General features: G+C 58.0%; 16 protein-coding genes. 11 read left to right on the top strand and 5 right to left on the bottom strand.

Going from position 1 to position 17890, the window contains the following annotated elements; translation table 11 throughout:
* The first annotated feature begins 423 nt into the window (after nucleotides 1-423).
* Together LI334_RS12320 and LI334_RS12325 are read left to right on the top strand one after the other, a co-directional pair.
* Entirely contained in the window at nucleotides 424-1233 is an 810-nt protein-coding gene (locus LI334_RS12320; RefSeq protein ID WP_227262467.1) for a ParA family protein, read from the top strand.
* A complete protein-coding gene (locus LI334_RS12325; RefSeq protein WP_227262416.1) occupies nucleotides 1226-1696 on the top strand; it encodes a hypothetical protein in 471 nt (156 codons plus the stop codon). Before LI334_RS12320 ends, LI334_RS12325 begins: the two co-directional genes overlap by 8 nt.
* Nucleotides 1697-1783: 87 nt before the next feature.
* Here the strand turns inward: LI334_RS12325 and LI334_RS12330 are convergent, their stop codons facing one another.
* Together LI334_RS12330 and LI334_RS12335 are read right to left on the bottom strand one after the other, a co-directional pair.
* Complete coding sequence (locus tag LI334_RS12330) at nucleotides 1784-2215, bottom strand: TRAM domain-containing protein (RefSeq protein ID WP_227262418.1); 432 nt, start codon at nucleotides 2213-2215, stop codon at nucleotides 1784-1786.
* A 344-nt stretch (nucleotides 2216-2559) separates the two neighbouring features.
* A complete protein-coding gene (locus LI334_RS12335; protein WP_227262419.1) occupies nucleotides 2560-2952 on the bottom strand; it encodes a winged helix-turn-helix domain-containing protein in 393 nt (130 codons plus the stop codon).
* Between the two features lie 112 nt (nucleotides 2953-3064).
* On the opposite strand from LI334_RS12335, the gene LI334_RS12340 reads away from it, so the two are divergent.
* Nucleotides 3065-3733: a DUF7509 family protein gene (locus LI334_RS12340; protein WP_227262421.1), complete on the top strand. Its 669-nt coding sequence runs from the start codon at nucleotides 3065-3067 to the stop codon at nucleotides 3731-3733.
* A 78-nt stretch (nucleotides 3734-3811) separates the two neighbouring features.
* On the opposite strand, the gene LI334_RS12345 is transcribed toward LI334_RS12340, so the two are convergent.
* Nucleotides 3812-4774 carry a hypothetical protein gene (locus LI334_RS12345; protein ID WP_227262423.1) on the bottom strand — a complete coding sequence of 321 codons (963 nt, stop codon included), beginning with the start codon at nucleotides 4772-4774 and terminating at the stop codon, nucleotides 3812-3814.
* A 228-nt stretch (nucleotides 4775-5002) separates the two neighbouring features.
* On the opposite strand from LI334_RS12345, the gene LI334_RS12350 reads away from it, so the two are divergent.
* The 7 genes from LI334_RS12350 to LI334_RS12380 all read left to right on the top strand — a co-directional run bounded on the left by LI334_RS12350 (nucleotide 5003) and on the right by LI334_RS12380 (nucleotide 11468).
* Nucleotides 5003-5305 carry a hypothetical protein gene (locus LI334_RS12350; RefSeq protein ID WP_227262424.1) on the top strand — a complete coding sequence of 101 codons (303 nt, stop codon included), beginning with the start codon at nucleotides 5003-5005 and terminating at the stop codon, nucleotides 5303-5305.
* Between the two features lie 111 nt (nucleotides 5306-5416).
* Nucleotides 5417-7474 carry a hypothetical protein gene (locus LI334_RS12355; RefSeq protein WP_227262425.1) on the top strand — a complete coding sequence of 686 codons (2058 nt, stop codon included), beginning with the start codon at nucleotides 5417-5419 and terminating at the stop codon, nucleotides 7472-7474.
* Between the two features lie 65 nt (nucleotides 7475-7539).
* Entirely contained in the window at nucleotides 7540-8283 is a 744-nt protein-coding gene (locus tag LI334_RS12360; protein WP_227262426.1) for a hypothetical protein, read from the top strand.
* 153 nt (nucleotides 8284-8436) lie between these two features.
* A complete protein-coding gene (locus LI334_RS12365) occupies nucleotides 8437-9984 on the top strand; it encodes a DNA methyltransferase (protein ID WP_227262427.1) in 1548 nt (515 codons plus the stop codon).
* Between the two features lie 15 nt (nucleotides 9985-9999).
* A complete protein-coding gene (locus tag LI334_RS12370) occupies nucleotides 10000-10602 on the top strand; it encodes a hypothetical protein (protein ID WP_227262429.1) in 603 nt (200 codons plus the stop codon).
* Nucleotides 10595-11071 (top strand): hypothetical protein, encoded by a 477-nt coding sequence (locus LI334_RS12375; protein WP_227262430.1) that lies wholly within the window; start codon nucleotides 10595-10597, stop codon nucleotides 11069-11071. The genes LI334_RS12370 and LI334_RS12375 overlap by 8 nt, the downstream gene beginning before the upstream one ends.
* A 46-nt stretch (nucleotides 11072-11117) precedes the next feature.
* Nucleotides 11118-11468 carry a hypothetical protein gene (locus LI334_RS12380; RefSeq protein WP_227262431.1) on the top strand — a complete coding sequence of 117 codons (351 nt, stop codon included), beginning with the start codon at nucleotides 11118-11120 and terminating at the stop codon, nucleotides 11466-11468.
* Between the two features lie 43 nt (nucleotides 11469-11511).
* Here LI334_RS12380 and LI334_RS12385 read toward each other — a convergent pair whose 3' ends face one another.
* The gene (locus LI334_RS12385; RefSeq protein WP_227262433.1) at nucleotides 11512-12864 is read right to left on the bottom strand and encodes a hypothetical protein; all 1353 of its coding nucleotides are present in this window, start codon (nucleotides 12862-12864) and stop codon (nucleotides 11512-11514) included.
* Between the two features lie 65 nt (nucleotides 12865-12929).
* Here LI334_RS12385 and LI334_RS12390 point away from each other — a divergent pair, with 65 nt between their 5' ends.
* Nucleotides 12930-15575, top strand: coding sequence for an ATP-binding protein (locus LI334_RS12390; RefSeq protein WP_227262434.1), 2646 nt, complete (start codon nucleotides 12930-12932; stop codon nucleotides 15573-15575).
* A 490-nt stretch (nucleotides 15576-16065) separates the two neighbouring features.
* On the opposite strand, the gene LI334_RS12395 is transcribed toward LI334_RS12390, so the two are convergent.
* Nucleotides 16066-17391: an orc1/cdc6 family replication initiation protein gene (locus LI334_RS12395; protein WP_227262435.1), complete on the bottom strand. Its 1326-nt coding sequence runs from the start codon at nucleotides 17389-17391 to the stop codon at nucleotides 16066-16068.
* Between the last annotated feature and the right edge of the window lie 499 nt (nucleotides 17392-17890).

The following is a 17890-nucleotide window of genomic DNA, read 5'->3' on the forward strand; positions in this document are numbered from 1 at the left end:
TCTCGTCTGTCCCGCCCAGCTTTTGCACTGAATCTCGCTGTTCAAGTCAGGGTGGTCGTTCAACAACTGCAGATCACGTATAATTCGTAATTTACGAAATCTACGAAATAGACGCCTGACACAGATTTATGTGTGATCTCCGTGAATTACGAGATATGCCACCACTGATGTGGAACGGAAAACGAAGGGAGAGCCCGTTAGTCTCGCAAGAAAGACCTATTCAATTCAGAGGCCATGATCGTAATGTGCACAAATTACGTCTAATTCGCGATGGTCGTGATTCTGGTGACTCTCGTCAATTGCGTACAACTCGTGATTTACGCAATTTGCAGAGTCGCCACATGATACGAAATATACGTAAATCACGGAATGCACGGACTATGTGTACCCCACGAGCTAGCACGTCAATCAACGGTGATCGAGATGGCGAATAGGCTCACAGTTGCGATGCAGAAGGGGGGCGTTGGGAAATCAACCACCACAATCAACGTCTGTGGAGCGCTCGCGTGCGCAGAAGCGCTCGCCGACGAGAACGATGTCCTGCTCGTCGACGCTGATCCACAGGGGTTCGCCACAATCACACTCGGCTTCCGAGATTATTACGTGAGCGGTGACGCCGTCTCGTTGTACGACCTTATGCTCGATTTCGAGCGGTTTAGTGAGGTTAATGACATTATACAGTCACACGAGGAGTTCGATGTCCTTCCTGCTCACGGGAGTAATTTCAAGCTCGAACGTGAACTCTGGTCGGCAAACCGGTCGCTCGAACGACTCGATATGATCCTTGATGAGGTCGAAAGCGATTACGATTACATGCTAATCGATTCGCCACCGAATCTTGGACCACTCGCCGACGGAGCACTTCTCGCGGCAGAAAACGTTCTCTTTGTCTCGCGAGCGGATTCGATCGCGACCTTCTCAATGAATCTCCTCACCCAGGAGATCACCCAGCTCGAACGAGAATTCCAGCGCGATATCGGCATCGTCGGCGCTGTCGTGAACGCAGTGACGAGAAACAAAATCAGCGATGACCGCCTTGACTGGTTTTTGGATAACCTCGGCGAAGAGAACGTCTTCATCGTCCCAGAGACCGTCGCCATCGAAGGGGCGTTCAACCAAGGACATTCAGTATACGAATTCGAGCCATCGAACCGCCACCGCAATCAGAAGGCCGAAGAAGTACGGGAGATCTACGACCGCCTCGCCGATCACGTGGAGGGACACTATGCCTGAAGAAGACGACGACGCCCTTGGACAAATGCTCGGGGATCGAATCAAGGGGACCAAGGGTGACGCAGCGGATGAAGAGCGAGACACAGAGGAGCTCAGCAATGAAGTTGAAACAGAATCTGCCTCGGGTAGTGATACCAGCGGAGCAACGTCCCCAGACAATACGGAATCTGCGCAAATTACGCAATCTACAGATGAGTCTTCTGAGGATGACGAAAATGGGAACGGGACAGAGTCAGAGACGGAAGAAGGCACCGTCCGGTCTCGCTCCCCGTTCCCGCTGTACGTGACTCCCGACTTGAAAGAGACTGTGCAGAATCGCTTCGAGAAGTTCAATGCTCAGCGGACACTAAACGATGAGGCTCAAGTCGAGAAACACAAGCACTTCATGGAGGGCTTGTTACGCGCTGGACTCGATCATCCTGAACTAGAAGAGTACGTCCTTGACGAATTCAAAGACGACTGAACACTAACTCGCTGGCTCACAGACCGAGTTTTTCTCTGATACGACTCAACCCCTTCTTCGGACCGATACATGGCCAGAGGTACGTAATCAGAGCGAACGAGAATCAGACGCAACCACACTGGCGAACGCGACGTTCTGTTGCACCTGCTCGATCTCCACGGTCGGCTGCTGGCCGGGTTGGGTATCGGGGACGATCACGACGTAGCCGCGGTCGACTTTCGCGATCCCGTCACCCTGATCACCGACCGTTTCGATTGTCACCTCGCGTACTTCACCCTCCTCAACAGGCGGCTCAGGAGATTCACGCTGATGGTCAGGCTGGGCACGACCTGCGGACGCGGACTCGTGCTCATCCTGCGCCGACGTGGGTGCGTCGAAGACAGCGATCCGATACGTTTCTCCGAGAGAGACAGCGTCATAGCTGAGTTCTCCAGACGGAACCTCGAGAACGTATGTCCCGTCCCGCTCGTGAACAGTCGCGCTGAAAACAGAGCGAAGCGAGTCCGGAATTTCGACCATTCGATAGTCTATACCTGGCTAGTAGAGAACTTAACTCCACGGAAGCGGCATAAGACAGTGACCTCCTGTACTGTCGGTTGTTCGGTCCACCACCTCGGGGGCAAGCCCCGTGTATCCGCCTCGGACCGCTTGTGAAGCCACCGTTCTGCCACTATTGAACCGTGAAATAATGTGGTCTTGTTCGTACAGCCACATAGGAGCTACAAGCATCGCGTCGAAAGAAATTAACCAACACATCGACTCATCAGACAGTCTGTTGGTTAACGCCGTGAAATACGGTGGTCTCAAAAAGAATTCGAGAGGGTAACTGAATCACCGATCGGGACAGAGAATCCGACGACAGCCTACGAGTAAGCGTCGTTGAACTCCCGTTCACGGCGCATCAGCTCCTCGACACCGTGCTCGAGAATACCCCACCCCATTGCCGTCGGCCGATAGTACGTGTAAAAACCCTGGCTGTCGGCGGTCCGTCGCTGGCGCTTGTCGACAAGCCCGACGTCGACCAGTTCGTCGAGATGATAGTGGAAATTGTGAGATTCGACATCGACCGCGGTCTTGAGATCGGCAGCACTCAGTTCCTCATTGGCGACGAGCGTGCGGAGGATCCGGAACCGCGTCGGGTGGCCGATCGCCTGTTGCATCGCGAGGTACTCCTCGAGCGTCAGCCCGCTCTCTTCGGGAAGCGGCGGGTCCGGCTGACGAACCTCCTCTGTTGGCTGGCGATCGGTTTCGGACATTTGGGGGTGCCTCAGGTCCTACGTTGGGACGCCACCTACTTAGTCGTTCTCGACTAGAATATTCCTGAGAACACCGATATTTATATACTACCGTTGCGAATGAACGAGTCGAATGCGGCAACGGATTATCGATAATCTCCCCCGTGCCGCCGGTGATTCAGATGCGCTCGCCCCAGTCCGGCGGGAACAGTTTCTCGTCTATCTGATGGGCCCATATCGGACATTCGACGTCGACGCGCTACTGCCGACGGACGCCGATGTCGAAACCGATGCTCCATCGTTTGCGACGTGGGACGAGACCAGCGGCGAGCACGCCGAAGACGAGGTCTTGCGGCTCCTGCAGGAGACGCGGGACTGCCTCCGCGACCGCGGGTTTAATGCCTTTCTCGCAATCGACGTCGGGATTCCGCTCGACGAGATGGATGCCGCCACACAGAGTATCGCCTTTGCGCAAGCGAGTAATGCAACGATCTTCATCGCTCCACAGGTCGGCGACAACCTCGGTGTCGGGATCGAGATCGGGAGCGTCCTCGAGGATATGCTGTCGACAGCTGGAATGCAGGGGCCGGCGGCCGATGCAACGCCACCAACGCGTGCGCGACGGGTTATGGTCGCGACCGAACCATCGGTTCGAAGTGCGATGCTTGGCGCCGTCCACGCGCGCTGGGATGCCAGTGTCCGGACGTTCACCGATGCCGCGGACTGCTGTCGGCTCTGCGCACAGTTCTGTACCCACATTCAGAACGAGGAACTCTACGGCTCGCTCGACCGTCTGGACTGATCGGACTCGCGGTCACCCCGGGAAGACCTCTTCGCCGGAGCTGCTGCGAGAGTCACCCGAGAGCAATACTCATTGTACTTATTGTACCTCAGAACCAGTTCGAAAGCTCGTGAGTTCGTCGATTCGGTCTTCCAAGTCTTCGATCTCACTGCGGAGGACATCTGCCTCCTCGCTTTCAGTGGCCGCGAGTCGGTCCTTCAATCCCTGCAATCGCGTCTCTTTCACGTCCTCGTTGACGTCGGCTTTCCTGACGTACGCCCGCTCTTCGATATCGTAGACGTCCTGCTCGTGGAGGTCAGTCACGTCAAGTGCGTCTTCGACCTTGTCCGGGTCGACGCCGAGGACACGATCCTGATCGATACCGGCGTCCTCCAACGCAGCGAGGACCTCTGTGTCGTCCTTCAGTGACTTCGACCGGCGCGAAGTTCGTTGGACGGAGCCGTACTGGGCATGAACTGGCTGGTCGTGATGGACTCGATCAAGGAGGGTATCGGCGATGTCTTTCCGAAGGTCGTTCGCGCCACGTTGCACATCCGAGAGTAGCGTGTAAAGATCGATGAGTGTCTCCGTATCCAGGGTGTCCATGCTGGTCGGATCGTGGCGTTCTAATTCATCAATCAACAGGAGTGCATCAGCATAGACGCCGACATCCGGCTCAGTTCTATCGTCAGTCTCGGTAGGGCCTTCACCAATCACCTGGGTGGCAGTCGGGGCGTCCGTTTCACCGAGGATCCCAGCGTCTTCGTCAATCTCGAATTGCGGATGAAGCGTTAGCACGGCCGCATAGGGTTCGGCATCCGGGGGAAGCCGGTCAAGTTCAAAGCCGCCACCCGCATCCTGAACGCGTCGATAGAGCGTTTCGAACTGGTCGCGCTGGAGCGGCTGAGAATCATCCGAGTCCAGAATTTCGATGATGACGCGGTATTCCTGTGAATCGGTAATACGAAACTGGGTGTGAGAAAGCGGTGTAATGAGAGTGGCCTCCGGAGAACGCTCCTCGGCCGCTTCGAGGAGCGTGTGCCAGTTCTCACTGAACGACATATCTATACTCTCGCTGCTGAGAGCTTAAAATCCCCAGTTCGCCCAGATTGCAGGGTGGTCAGAGCTGTCGACAGAAGCTCGTCATACTGGCGTACATCCCTATAGCGATCCACTCTCTCCGAACAACTCATCAATACTGTCGGTACGCATACCCGCATCAACACCGAAGCGGACGAGCTGTCGCCGAAGCCACGCGCATACTTGTACGAACGGGTAGTAAAATCGGCTATGACGGATGAGAATGAGCCGGTCCAGCATTGCACGGTGGATGAGCCGGTGAATCTCCCGACAGCACTCGAGGCAGCCGCAATCGAGTATCTCGACGTCGACGACCAGCGGACGATCGTGATCTATCAGCAGGCGATTCTGATGGTTATCGCCAGTAAGGGACAAGCAACGGCAGCGCGGGAATTTGCAGTCGAACTCTGGGAGGAGCCACCGGACGGCCTTCCTCGCGACCCGGATGATCTCATCACAGCATTCCTCGATGAGCTACTGGCGACCACCGATACAACTCGCGTTGAGTACTGAATTTCGTCTACTGTAGAAGGCTATGGACGAGAAGGATGTCCGAACTCAAGAAGGGAGCTATCGCGAAGTCTTATTCTATATGGTTCCCTTGTTGTTATTCACGATCATAATATGTCCCTCGAACGAACTGACATCCGGACTAATACTCCTCGTCTCATCGAACACATACGTGACAACTACGATGTCAGCCGACCACCAACCATCGTTGAACCCATCCAGAACTCGCAGGACGAGTATGCAAACCAGATGGATGCAGGCACACTCGACGAGGGGCGAACGCTCCGCATCACGTTCCGCGTAAACGTCGACGAGCGTTACGCGGAGATTACCGACAACGCGGGCGGCATGTCGCGCGAGGTGATGGCCGACGTGGTCCCCGAGATCGACACGACCTCCGCAGAGAAAGCCAGCGGGAAGAACGTCGGCTCCGAGGGTCGCGGCCTGTTCGCCGTCGCCGCGAGCACCGAGAAGCTGTATATTGAGACGCTGAACACCGATGGCGAACGCCTTGCCACCATCCTCTTCCCGGAGGACGGCACCACACTCCCCGAGCCCGTGCCGCCCCGTGAGATCGCGGACGACCCCGAAGAGGACGTCATCCAAGACGCGCCCCAACTCGCCGGCCCGGAAGGAACGCTGCTGAAACTGGTCGGCCTCGAACAGAGCGCGCTCAATACGCTTTCCAACTGGGACGAAGTCGAACGCGTGCTGGCCGAGCTGTTCACACCACTGTTCAGCCGCGACGATGTCGAATTCGTCTACCTCGTGGAGGAGGACGGCGAGGTCCAGCGGCACACGCCCGACTTCCCGACGCTCGACGAGCTGATGGACGAGGAACTGAAGCGGATCGACGAGCACCCGTTCTCCATCGGTGACGACGAGTACGTGCTGAAGGACGTCGTGTTCGGCCGGGCCGCCGGCGAGTACCCGTGGGACGGCATCGCGTTCTTCAAGGGCAACGACTACTTCGACGGCCCAGTCATGATGGTCGACAGCTACGAGCCGCACGTCTCCTCGATCTACAACGACGACCCGGAGATGATCGCCTGGTGTCGGATCGACGAGTGCGCCGAGCTCGAAGACCCGTCCCACCAGAAGCTCAACATCCGCAACCGGCAGACCGGACTCCGGAGCGTCACCCAGCAGGTGCACGCCAACCACTTCGCCGAGGAGAGCGCCTCGGACGAACAGGAGATCAACCGGCTGCTGCGCGACACCGTCAACCAGGCCGTCGACAGCCTGAACGACGAATACTTCCAGGACTTCGTCAACCTCGCAGAACACGGCGCACTCACCATCGACGAGGCCGGCAGCGAGGACCAGCTACGGTCCGATGACGACGGCTCGCTGCTCACGCTGAACCCGGAGGAATACCCGGAGTCGGTCGGCGACATCTCAATAGAGACGCGCGTGTACCCGCCCGAGACGCCCAGCGTGGACGAGTACGTCGTCCACGACATCACCGTCCGGGGCGATGAACTCGACACGGCCCTGCACCTGGACGACGAGATACTGGTCTCGGCCATCCCGGATGAGATCCAGACCGCCGACTTCACCTGGGAGGCCGAGACGCCGGGCTGGTACCACATCACCGCCTCCATCTCCGGCGTCCCGGAGGACACCGACCCCGCGGACTGGACGCCGTCTGACGACGACGTGATCGACGAAGGGCTAATCATCCTGCCCGTCGACGTCGAGCCCCGTGGAAACCAGCCGCCGCAGGGTAACGGCCAGGGCGGCAGCGGCCCCGGCGGCGACAGCGGCGGTGACGGTAGCGACACCGGCGAGGACGGGGACTCAGACGAGTCCGCGACCATCTTCAAGGAGATCAACGAGATCGCCGACCAAGACAGCCACATCTTCGCCGAGGCGTTCGTCGAGGGGGGCGGTGGGTTCACGGTGAACCTGAACAAGGCGCACCCGAAGTGGCGGGAGATCTACGAGACCGCGAGCCGCGAGGAGGACCGGAAGGAACAGCACCAAGAGTTCGGGTCGAAGAAGATCGCCCGCGCCATCATCGAGGAGCTGAAATTCGTCCAGCTGGAGGAGGCCGCCGAGGATGCCGACACGCGGGACGACCTGCTGGACGAGGCGTTCGACATCCGGCAGGAACACGAGGAGATCTATGCCGAACTGGAGAGCCACGTCGAGGAGATCGTCGTCGGGTAGAAGCTAATGACTAACTTCGTCGGTAGCGAACCGATGCATATGCACTGGAGGGACACCCCCACATCATGAGCACAAAGGACACCTCCGAACTCATCTCGTTCGTCTACGACAAAGTGGCCGAAGAGGAGGTCTGGGAGGTAAAGATCGTTGAACGGCGCGTCCGGCGAGACACCGAGAAGCAGCTCGCGCTGAACCGGAGCAAGGACTTCTACGACGAGAGTGAGGAGGAGAACGAGGCGCGCATCGAGTTCACGGACGTTTTCGGCGACTTCCTGATCGCGGTCGATGATATCTCGGAGGAATACGAGCTGGGGAGCGTCGAGTGGCACTGGGAGGTCGGACGACTGCTCCACGAACGGGACGTGGTGAGCGAACTAAAACACGATTCACACCAGGCGCTCGGCGAGCTCATCCCGCGTGACGATGTCGATGGTGACACGCTCCTCACCGCGAACAACATCTACGAGCTGTTCCCCGACCGGGATTTGCCCGAGACCGACCGCGTCACGATGCTCGGGAAGCTGAAGTACAACGCCGACTCCGTCGACGACGCCCGGAATGTATTGGAGAACGCGCAGCAGGCCGGATTCGTCCCGATGAACCGGGAAATCCGCGTCTGGAAGGATGTGAAGCCGAACCCGGAACTGGACGAGGTGGCAGCGCAGGTCAACCGCCGATTTCCGACGTACGACGACCCGAGCTCGAAGGTGAAGTTCGTAAGGCACGCGTACCACCTGTGTCGGGTCAACGACGGGAACATACCAGAAGACGACCAGATAGAGGCAGCGCTCAAAGAGCAAGAAGGATAGACGGATGCCACGACCGCCACGACTTAACGTATCTGTTTTCTTCGTCGAGTGGGTCGTCGACTGGCCCCGTGGTGGCAAAACCATTATGTCGCCTCGCTTCGTCGAACGGAATGTCGAAGTCACTAAGTACGGGGACTGACCCAGGATTATACAATGAGTGATGATGCATCTGGCGACTCTTCAATTTCCTACGACGATGTGGTTAGCGAGGCACTAGCGGAACGCGATCTTGATGAGGAGATCGACGCTCTCAGCAATATCTTATCCGAGAACCTTCTTGGCGACCGCAAGGCGCTTATCGAGAAGCAGATGCAGCTGGGCGGGTTCGAGGGGTCAGTCTCCAGCGCGTCCGATGTCCATGATATCAAGTCAGTATTCCAGGAGCACCCTGAGCAGGCGAAGGGGTTACTGGAGGAGCTGCAGGAGTTCTTCGATGAACTCCGGCGGGAGCCACCGTCACTCGATGAACTGAAGGTCGCGCAGGGACCGATCGGAGGGAAACCAGACGACGCGGAACTTACGGTCCACCAGGCGGACGCGACAAAGATCGAGCCGGACGTGGACGCTGACCACGAACACGCGATCGATGTCGCACCGAACAGCGTCGACCTGATCATCACGTCGCCGCCGTACTGGCAGAAGCGTGACTACGGGATCGAAGACCAGTTGGGACAGGAGGACTCGGCACAGGAGTACGTCGAGGACCTCGTGGCCGCGCTTGACAAGTGGCGGGAGTTCCTCCGGCCCGGCGGCTCGATCTTCCTGAACGTCGGGGATACGTACAAGCGCCGCAGCATCACCGGCATCCCAGGGATGTTCGTGCAGGAAGCCCGGAATGACGGCTGGACCATCCGGAACGAGATCGTCTGGGAGAAAAAGAACGGTATCCCGTCATCAGCGAAGGATCGACTGGCGAACCGACACGAAGCGATCTTCCATCTGACCAACGATCGCGACTACTTCTACGACCTGTACGGGTACTCGAAGGCGTACGGCAACGGGTCGAACGGTGGCGACGTCTGGGAGATCGCGCACGACCGGAACACCGGCGACCACCTGGCGCCGTTCCCGACCGACCTCGTCCGCCGGATCATCACGTTGGCGTGCCCGCCGGCTGTCTGTCCGGAGTGCGGCCACACTGCCGACCGAGAGTTGGAGCGCGACCCGATCAACCTCGACACGTCCCGGACACAGGCCAGGCGGGCGCTGGAGATCTACAACGTGGCCAAAAACCGGGATAACTTCGAGGCGTACGAAGACGAGGACGGCGAGTACCGCTGGCGGCTGACATCCGGTGACGATACCATCACGGAGAGCGAGGAGGTGTACGATTCGGAACGTGCTGCCGAGGAGGCCATCGATAACGTTCAGCTGGAGAAGAAGCACCTCAACGCGATCCAGAAGGTCGGGATTTCTGATGCCGGGAAGGCAAAGGAGTTCCAGGACGGCGCCGGTCGGAACGCCGAGGACGTGCAGGAACTGGCTGACAACGCGAAGAAGATCCTCGGCGGCTACTTCCGGGAGTTCACGTTCCCCAAGCCGACCACGAAGGGCTGGACGGACTGCGACTGCGAGGTCGACAAGCTTCCGGGCCTCGTGATGGACCCGTTCGCCGGGTCCGGGACCACGCTCGAAGCCGCGGACGAGCTCGGATACCGGGCCGTCGGCGTGGACCTGGACGACTCCCACTTCGATGGATGACCACTCCATGAGACCATGACAGAATACGTATTGACCGAAGAGGCGGTCCGCGACTGTATCGACGAGCTGGTGGAGCTCCCAGTCCACCGCCACTTCCCGGGGTACCTGTGCCTGGTCCGCGAGGCTGGACAGGAGGGGCGGACGACAGGGCTTGATTTCAACTATGACGAGTTCTTCGACGCGTTCTTCCGTGTCGCTGACGGCGATAAGCCGTACTTCGTCCCGTTCAAGGAGGCTGATGACCCGAACTGGCCGACACTCCGGTTCAACGAGAACGTCGCCGGGACGTACGCACAGTCCTCCCTGCGCGATACCTCGCCGCTCCGGGACGTGGCGAACGTCGACGGGTCGGGGCACGGAGCGACATGGACGCTCGTCGATGAGCACTGGATCCCGGCATGCACGCATTTCTGCAACAGTACGCAGATCCCGGTCGAGGCGTTGGCCGGGTTCCTGTTCCGGGACTACGCATTCAGTGCCCATGCGCCGGACGGGAACACGCTGGTCGATGCGTTCTGTGAGGAGTTCTACTACGGGCGAGCGTCGGACGAGTTCCAGCACCTGTACGAGATGGGCGCGGTAGACATCGGTTCGGAGGATTTCACAGAACATGAGTGACCAGAGCCGACTCGGCGACCAGAATCGTATCCGGTCCGCGGGGAAGGTCCGGCGGCTATCGCTGGACGACCTCGGAATCCCGCTGACCGATGAGAGCGAGAGCCGTGCGGAGAAACTGCTGCAGGCGGCCGAGGACGTTGCCCCGAACACTGTCGGGGACGGTCCGGACCGTGGTGCCGCGGTGATGACGGCGGGCGGCGCGATCTATGCTGCGGCCCGGATTGAGACGCCGGACCAGCGGCAGACCAGCCACGAGCTGGAGCTGGCGGTGAAGATGGCGCTGTCGGATGGTGCCGGCCGCATCATCGAGGCGACCGTCGTGTCCGAAGAGGAGCCGGTGTCGGTGTGCGGCGATTGCCGCGAGCTCGTTGCGGCGTTCGCGAACGAGGACGCGGTCATCCATGGCGTGGTGGATGGCGACGAGGTGTTCGCGGCGACGGTCGGGGAGCTGCTTCCGGACGAACTGTAGGACGCCCGAAATTCTCAAACCACGCCGGGACGAATTACCTGTAGACATGGGTACCTCCGTGCGGCCCTACGGAGATGGAGTGTTGGTCTATGAGCCGGTGTATAGCTGGATTACTAGAACAGCAGATATCATCGGGATGTACCTAGATCTCCCCGTCTCAATTGGGTTACCGCTCGCGTCGGAGATGGCCTGGGACGAGGTTGTTGGTGGCGTCGGAGTCTCGATATCTATTGTGGGGATGGCTCAGTTACTGCTGATGAAGCTATCTGGTCGGCTCTATCGAGGTGTCAGGCAACGTGTTGGACCGATGGAGATGGAGATCGCGATGTCCCCTGACGCCCCGACAGAGACTGAGGATGGCATGATCGGTCAGGTTATCTCTGCGGAGACGGTGTGACCGCGGCCAGTTGATAGAGGGTATCCCAATTGCTGGCTCCGGGTTATTCGACCATACAGTAGTCCGATACGTCCAGCTGATCTAATTTCTGATAGAACGCATCCCTGGCCTGGTCATCGACGAGTGCGTCCTCTATCGGGAGTCCTCCATCGAGTAGTGACGTGTTGGAGTCCATCCAGGCGAATATGATGATCGCAAGGCGGAGTATCTTCCAGAGATCTGACTGTAGGGGGCTAGGTTCACGGTCCACGTGGCCGCCGTGGGCCCACTGATTGCGGAGTTCATATCCTTCCTCGATCTTCTGAGCGACCGTGAGCGGATCGAGTCCATCGACCGTGTTCCCGATGAGGAACCCGGCGTACCGCGGGACATCGTTACTTGGAGTAGTGCCGCTCGTGTGCTGGACGAACAGTGATTCCAGCCCCATGATGGCCGATGTGACGCTATTCTGGGGGAGACCTAGGGCTCGGATCGACCGGCCGTAATGGCAGGTCGCGACGTCCACGGGCGGCTTGAAATTGTATGGTATCGACCACGGGTGCGAGAACTCGCGGGTCGTTGGCTCGTGAAACGGCCGCAATAGGGACAGCGTGTTCTCGACTTGCCCGCTGTTCGCCTCCGTGAGTTCTGCTTCAAGGGAAGCAGTTTCACCTCTGAAACGGTGCCCGAGCTTATGCATATCGTAGCTGATCGGCTTTAGATAGAACTGGGGGACACGGATCCACCCGCCCAGTGAGAGTCCGAGGGCGACCGTATACAGGTTGATGCCTTTGTCAGGCATTCTTGCGAGCACGTCGTTCTGCGTGTATTCGACCCGGAGGTACGAGTTATGGAACAACTCGTGGGCCTCGATCAGTGCTGCGGGCTTCCCAGCGTCCTCCTCGGCAAGGACTTCGCCTGCACGGAAACTCCGCGCTTCGACCCCATCGGATACCTGGACCGCGTCACCTTCGACCTGCAGGCCGTACAGGATCGCGATATACTCCCCCTTGCTCTGTCCGTGAAGATCCGCAACGACGTTGGAGTATACCCGATCCAACTCGGAGTCATACGAATCGATTCGCTCCCCTGTCTTCCCGAACGCATCGATCAGTAGCCGCTTGAGGTACCCGTAGCGGATCTCCCTGTCGTACTCGTCCTCCAGATGGGATCTGAACGCAGCCGCCGCCTCTACGTCGGAAATCCAGTCGATCTCCGAGAGCGCTTGGCCGAGGTCTGGGCGTTCGACGGCCTTGAACGTCGCTTCATCATCTTCATCAGATTGAAGCTGCCAGACCTGTTTCTCGGGCAACTGGACATCCTGGAGTTCAGCCGCGGCCGACTCCAGCAGCTCCTCCACTAACCGCCTCAATTTCTCGTCCCGATCACCGACTTCACTGAAATCGGAGATGTCCATCTGGGCTGTTCGACACGTTCTAGCGGGCGGAATTTAAGTTGTGCTAGTGACTTTCTCCACATAACATGGCTAAATCAGGGGCCTCGTCCGACGCCGAAGAACCGGATCGGGGCGATCTCGCCGGGTTCGTTTCTGAGGCGGAACGCGAGCATGAGTTTCAGATCGAGATCAGCTACGACATCCTCCGGCAGGTCTCGTCGCAGCTCTATACGAACCCGCGCCGAGCGATTGAGGAACTGGTGTGTAACAGTTACGACGCGGCAGCGACCGAGTGCTTCGTTTCGACGCCGGAGACGACGGACGACATCCTGCAGGTGCTGGACAACGGCGTCTCGATGGACAAGGACGAGATGGAGATCCTCTGGGAGGTGGCCGGAGGTTCCAAGAAAGAACTGGCGGAACAGGGCGAGGAGCGGGTGATCGACGCGGGCGACATCGAAGGACGGCGACAGATCGGACGGTTCGGGGTCGGGAAGCTAGCAGCGTTCGCGCTGGGGAACGAACTGACGCACGTGGCCACGAAAGACGGCGTCACACGGATCATCTCGGTTAGGCAGGAAGATATCGAGGGTCATGACGTCGGCAATCCGCCCGAGGCCGAGATCTACCGGATGGACGAGGACGAGGCCCGCGACTATCTCGGTGCGTATCTGGATGGCCTACCCGACCCGTGGGACCAGAACTGGGACAGCTGGACGCTGGCTGTCGTCGATGATGTTGACGAGGACAGCTCGGGCCGGGACCTGAAGCCGGAGTACCTCGACCGGATGATCCGGACCGCCATCCCGCGTTCGGCCAACTTCGTCGTCCACCGGAACGGGCAGAAGGTGGAGCCGCGGGACTACCCGGACGAGCACTACGCACACATCGAGAATCTGGCGAAGGACGAGGACGCCCGCGAGAAGGTCGAAGAGGGGCTGAAACAGTTCTGGGTGGACTGGAGCGAGGAGTACGACGAGGCCGACGACGTTCCCGAGGAGAAATACGAGCTCGATATCGTCCAGATCAATCCCTACGAGGAATCGGACGGGGACATCGATGACGACGATGTTGAGAGCAAGGACGCGGATGAAACCGAGGAGGACGATACCGAAGCAGATGATGGCGAAGAGGAAGCCGGCGACGAGGAAGTCAGTAACGAGGAGTTCGGGGCTGAGGTCGCCGCCGTCGAAGTTGACGACCTCGGCCCCGTCGTTGCCCGGGGAACGATCTACAAGGAGCTACTGACCCGTGATAAGCTTGAGGATCGGAACCTCCACGATTACGGGTTCAAAGTCAGGGTCCGGGGGAAGCTGCTGAACCGCGGGGATCCTCTGTTCGGCACCCGGGACAAGGTCTACCAGTGGTTCAAACGGTTCCACGGCGAGTTCGAGATCCCCGGACTCGATGAAGCGATCCTCGTACAACGGGACTCCGTCCGTGAGGGCCTGAAGCCCGAGCTGAGCCGAACGGTGATGGAGAGCTTCTTTAGTGTACTACGAAGCCGAGCTGTCGAGGCGAAACAAGAAGAGGAGGAGGAATACGACCCAGAAGAGTTCGGGCACCGCCTCCATTCAATCTCGCCGCACAAAGCGCCCCAGGCACTGGAGGGGCTCGCGAACCGTGACGACACCGATTACCCCCGGGGTGGATGGAAGGACGTCGATATCCACCTTGCAGAACACGGCCGTGACGGGGACGCAGTGGACTACCACGACGGCACCATTTACGTCAATACCGACCACCCGCTATTCCGGTCGCTGGAAGCTGATGACATGCCGAGCGAACTGGTCAAAGTCGTCGGAGAGGCGCTCGCGGGCAACCTCATCGCCTCTGGCTATCTGTCCTACAAGGACGTCCGGGAAGACCTGGTCGACGACAGCATCGATATCTCCGAGGACGCGCTCAGGACCGCTTCCCGGTACCTCGAAGACCCGATCGAGTATTACAAGGAACAGATCAAGACGGCGTCGCACGAGGGAGATGACCCCTTCGAGCAAGCGATTGTCGACGCGCTAACCCATATCGGCATCGAGGCCGAGCACTACGGCGACTCCGGCGACTCGGACGCGATCATCACATTCGGAATCCAAGGCGGCGAACAATTCAAAATCTCACTTGAGGCGAAAGGGAAAGAAGAAGGTGCTGTCGACCACTCGGACGCTGAATTCTCAACGGCTCTTGAACATATGGACCACGACGACTGTGACCACACGGTGTTCGTCGCACGAGAGTTCCAGCTCAACGGGCCGCCAGGCGTGGAGGATAGCAAACTCTTGAAGCAGTTCCGGAGGCACGATGACCTCACGCTGTTGACTGTAGAGGCGATCCAGGAGATGTTGGACCGGCACGCAGACCGCGGATTCAGCCACGAGCGGATTAAGAACATCATGACGACGGACGCTGAGCCGGGTAATGGAGAGCTATTGGACGTGATTGAGGAGGAATGGAACGAGATGCCTGAGGAGACCGGGGTTATGCGGACGGTCTTGGAAGAGGCTAGACAGCAGTTCCTCGATGAAACAGTCGACGCGCCGGACATTGGGATGGTGCGCGGTGCGCTACGTGCCAAGGGGAAAGATTCTATCGACAAAGACACAATCCGAACCGCTTTGAGGATCGCCCAGGCGGATACCGGGATGGTGAGTTTCAATCCCGACGACAATTCGTTCTCTATCAACCAGAAGCCGGAACAGATCCTGCAAGAGATGGATCAAAGTGGAAACAACTAATATAAACAAACAATCACGAGTGCTCTGTATTGGAAAATAAAGTATACGGGACGCCAAATGGTCATGAAACAGTAGGACTCTTACCTCCAGTACAACAAGCAGGACCCCCCATCACACTCGCCTACGAAGCAAGCGAAGCACACGACTATCGTACTAATGGACACAGTTCGTTCGCGCTGTCGAAAGTGTCCCCTCACAACTCAGCTGGGATCAAACGTGATTTGTCGGGAACTCGCTGAGCACGAGAACGGAATCAGACAGCGTATAAAAACTAGCAAGAACGAGGAGTCAGCCATCAATAGATAGTGGTGGCACCACTACGCTTTCCAGAATATCGGTGACGCGAGCTTCTGGACAGTCGCCTCTATCGATTTGTTGTGTGATCAACTACCACAATCTGTAGACTCACCTCTATCGACTTGTTCCTGTCACCGATGGAGCTGAGTCATCGACAACACCCTCACCCCTATCGACTTGTTCGATGAACACCCTACTGATTGAGTTGTGCATTCACGACGGTGCGGAGTTCGTCATTGTGGACATCATCAAGTCGTGAATCCTCTCGAAGCGTCTCGATGATAGTCTCCGGATTCTCACCAAACGTGAACTCGAGGTAGCTGCCTGAGTGTGGACCCTGACTCTTCCGCTCTGTCTCGACTAACGAATACGTCGTAAGTTCCTTCATTTTGTTCACGTACGTCTCCTGGTGGTACTGGTCCGAATCCAGGGTACCCGTCAAGTACTGATACACCCGGTAACCAATCGGGCTCTTTGCTGCACCAGTTCCGGCCTCACGGGCCACAGCTGCAGTCGCGAACAGACAGAGCTTCTTCTGCGTACTAATCCCACGTGTCACCTCCAACACGCGGTTCTTTTCAACCTTATCTTGGGCCTCTCGAACGTGCTCTTCACGGACTTTGTCTGCACCTGTTTTTTCTGCAATCGACCCCGCTGTTCGCATCAAGTCGATTGCCTTCCGGGCATCCCCGTTGGTTTGGGCGGCGAATGCTGCTGCGAGCGGGATGACGTCATCGCTGAGTGCATCCTCGTGAAAAGCGTCTTCCCGAGCCCGGAGAATCTCCCGGAGTTGGTTGGCGTCATAGTCACTAAAGTGAACGTCCTCGGGAGTGAACGAGCTGAGAGCGCGACTTCCCACACTCTCCATCATCTTCGTGTCGTTCGTGATGGCAGTAACAGAAACTTGGGCGGTGATCTCATCGGTGCTTCCAGCACGAGAGAGCTGATAGAGAAGGCGGGAGAAGGCTGGTTCGTCCTTGTCGCGACGACCGACGAGCATGTCGAGTTCATCGAGAATGAATACGACTGTATCGTAGTGGTCGTTGATCAGACGGTAGAGTTCGCGCCATTTTTTCTTGTTTGGAACCCCGTGTTCCGGAACGTCGACACTCGTTCCGATGTCGTTCGCCACCTTTCGTGCAAGTTCGTAGACGGCTGCACCGAGGGTGCCCACGTTCTGGCAGTTCATCTGGATGACACCGAACCGGATGTCACGACTCTCACAGAGTTCGACGATGTTCTGACAGACGGCGTTGATGATGAGCGATTTCCCGGTCCCAGAGGGGCCATAGAGGAGAAGGTTCGGCGGTCGTTCGTTACTTATTGCGACACGGAGGTGCTGAGTAATATCGGTGAGTTGGGTGTCACGACCGACGATACGTTCTTCGTCGACGATCTCGTTCGGTTCGAGGAGTGACCGGTTCTTGATGAGACTCGCGGCTTCTTCCTGCTCGAGAATGAGATCTTTGATAGAACCCGTGGACTCGGAGGTTTCCTCGGGACCAGGATCCGTGGGCATACCGGGACACACTCTATCAGGATACTAAAAGATTCCCCTGTCGATTTCTTTTCTATCGGTATGACGTTCAGAACCAGGATATCGGAGGGTTACACCGTTGTCCTCTGCGGCCCCCGACGATTTGTTAGGACCCCTTCGTCTCGACCGATCCAGGAGAACTCCCGAACACCCTCTCACCCCTATCGATTTGTTCTAACCAATACGGAGGGTAGGGTGAGAGAATTCCCGAACGGGCTAACGCTCCATCTACGTCACGATTAGCACGGGATCGAGAGCTGCTTTCATCTTCTCTTTCTCTTCTTTCTAGTTCTAGCTACTATCTAGCTAGTAGAACACACGTCTATCGATTTGTTCTAACTGCTCTTATTCGCTCTATTCTCCTCCTGATAGAGTATTTAAACAAGGGTCGAGAAACCAAGGGACGAAGACCAGGATCGGGCTGCTTGTACACTGTGGTGAGAGGTGTCTTGTTGTTCCTTCTGTTTCTTCGGCTAACTAT

Source organism: Salarchaeum japonicum (genome assembly GCF_020614395.1).
GTDB classification, from domain to species: domain Archaea; phylum Halobacteriota; class Halobacteria; order Halobacteriales; family Halobacteriaceae; genus Salarchaeum; species Salarchaeum japonicum.

Excerpts from the sequence above, each read along its gene's own strand:
- LI334_RS12320 (WP_227262467.1), top strand. The coding sequence starts at position 424 with ATGGCGAATAGGCTCACAGTTGCGATGCAGAAGGGGGGCGTTGGGAAA.
- LI334_RS12325 (WP_227262416.1), top strand. The coding sequence starts at position 1,226 with ATGCCTGAAGAAGACGACGACGCCCTTGGACAAATGCTCGGGGATCGA.
- LI334_RS12330 (WP_227262418.1), bottom strand. The coding sequence starts at position 2,215 with ATGGTCGAAATTCCGGACTCGCTTCGCTCTGTTTTCAGCGCGACTGTT.
- LI334_RS12335 (WP_227262419.1), bottom strand. The coding sequence starts at position 2,952 with ATGTCCGAAACCGATCGCCAGCCAACAGAGGAGGTTCGTCAGCCGGAC.
- LI334_RS12340 (WP_227262421.1), top strand. The coding sequence starts at position 3,065 with ATGCGGCAACGGATTATCGATAATCTCCCCCGTGCCGCCGGTGATTCA.
- LI334_RS12345 (WP_227262423.1), bottom strand. The coding sequence starts at position 4,774 with ATGTCGTTCAGTGAGAACTGGCACACGCTCCTCGAAGCGGCCGAGGAG.
- LI334_RS12350 (WP_227262424.1), top strand. The coding sequence starts at position 5,003 with ATGACGGATGAGAATGAGCCGGTCCAGCATTGCACGGTGGATGAGCCG.
- LI334_RS12355 (WP_227262425.1), top strand. The coding sequence starts at position 5,417 with ATGTCCCTCGAACGAACTGACATCCGGACTAATACTCCTCGTCTCATC.
- LI334_RS12360 (WP_227262426.1), top strand. The coding sequence starts at position 7,540 with ATGAGCACAAAGGACACCTCCGAACTCATCTCGTTCGTCTACGACAAA.
- LI334_RS12365 (WP_227262427.1), top strand. The coding sequence starts at position 8,437 with ATGAGTGATGATGCATCTGGCGACTCTTCAATTTCCTACGACGATGTG.
- LI334_RS12370 (WP_227262429.1), top strand. The coding sequence starts at position 10,000 with ATGACAGAATACGTATTGACCGAAGAGGCGGTCCGCGACTGTATCGAC.
- LI334_RS12375 (WP_227262430.1), top strand. The coding sequence starts at position 10,595 with ATGAGTGACCAGAGCCGACTCGGCGACCAGAATCGTATCCGGTCCGCG.
- LI334_RS12380 (WP_227262431.1), top strand. The coding sequence starts at position 11,118 with ATGGGTACCTCCGTGCGGCCCTACGGAGATGGAGTGTTGGTCTATGAG.
- LI334_RS12385 (WP_227262433.1), bottom strand. The coding sequence starts at position 12,864 with ATGGACATCTCCGATTTCAGTGAAGTCGGTGATCGGGACGAGAAATTG.
- LI334_RS12390 (WP_227262434.1), top strand. The coding sequence starts at position 12,930 with ATGGCTAAATCAGGGGCCTCGTCCGACGCCGAAGAACCGGATCGGGGC.
- LI334_RS12395 (WP_227262435.1), bottom strand. The coding sequence starts at position 17,391 with ATGCCCACGGATCCTGGTCCCGAGGAAACCTCCGAGTCCACGGGTTCT.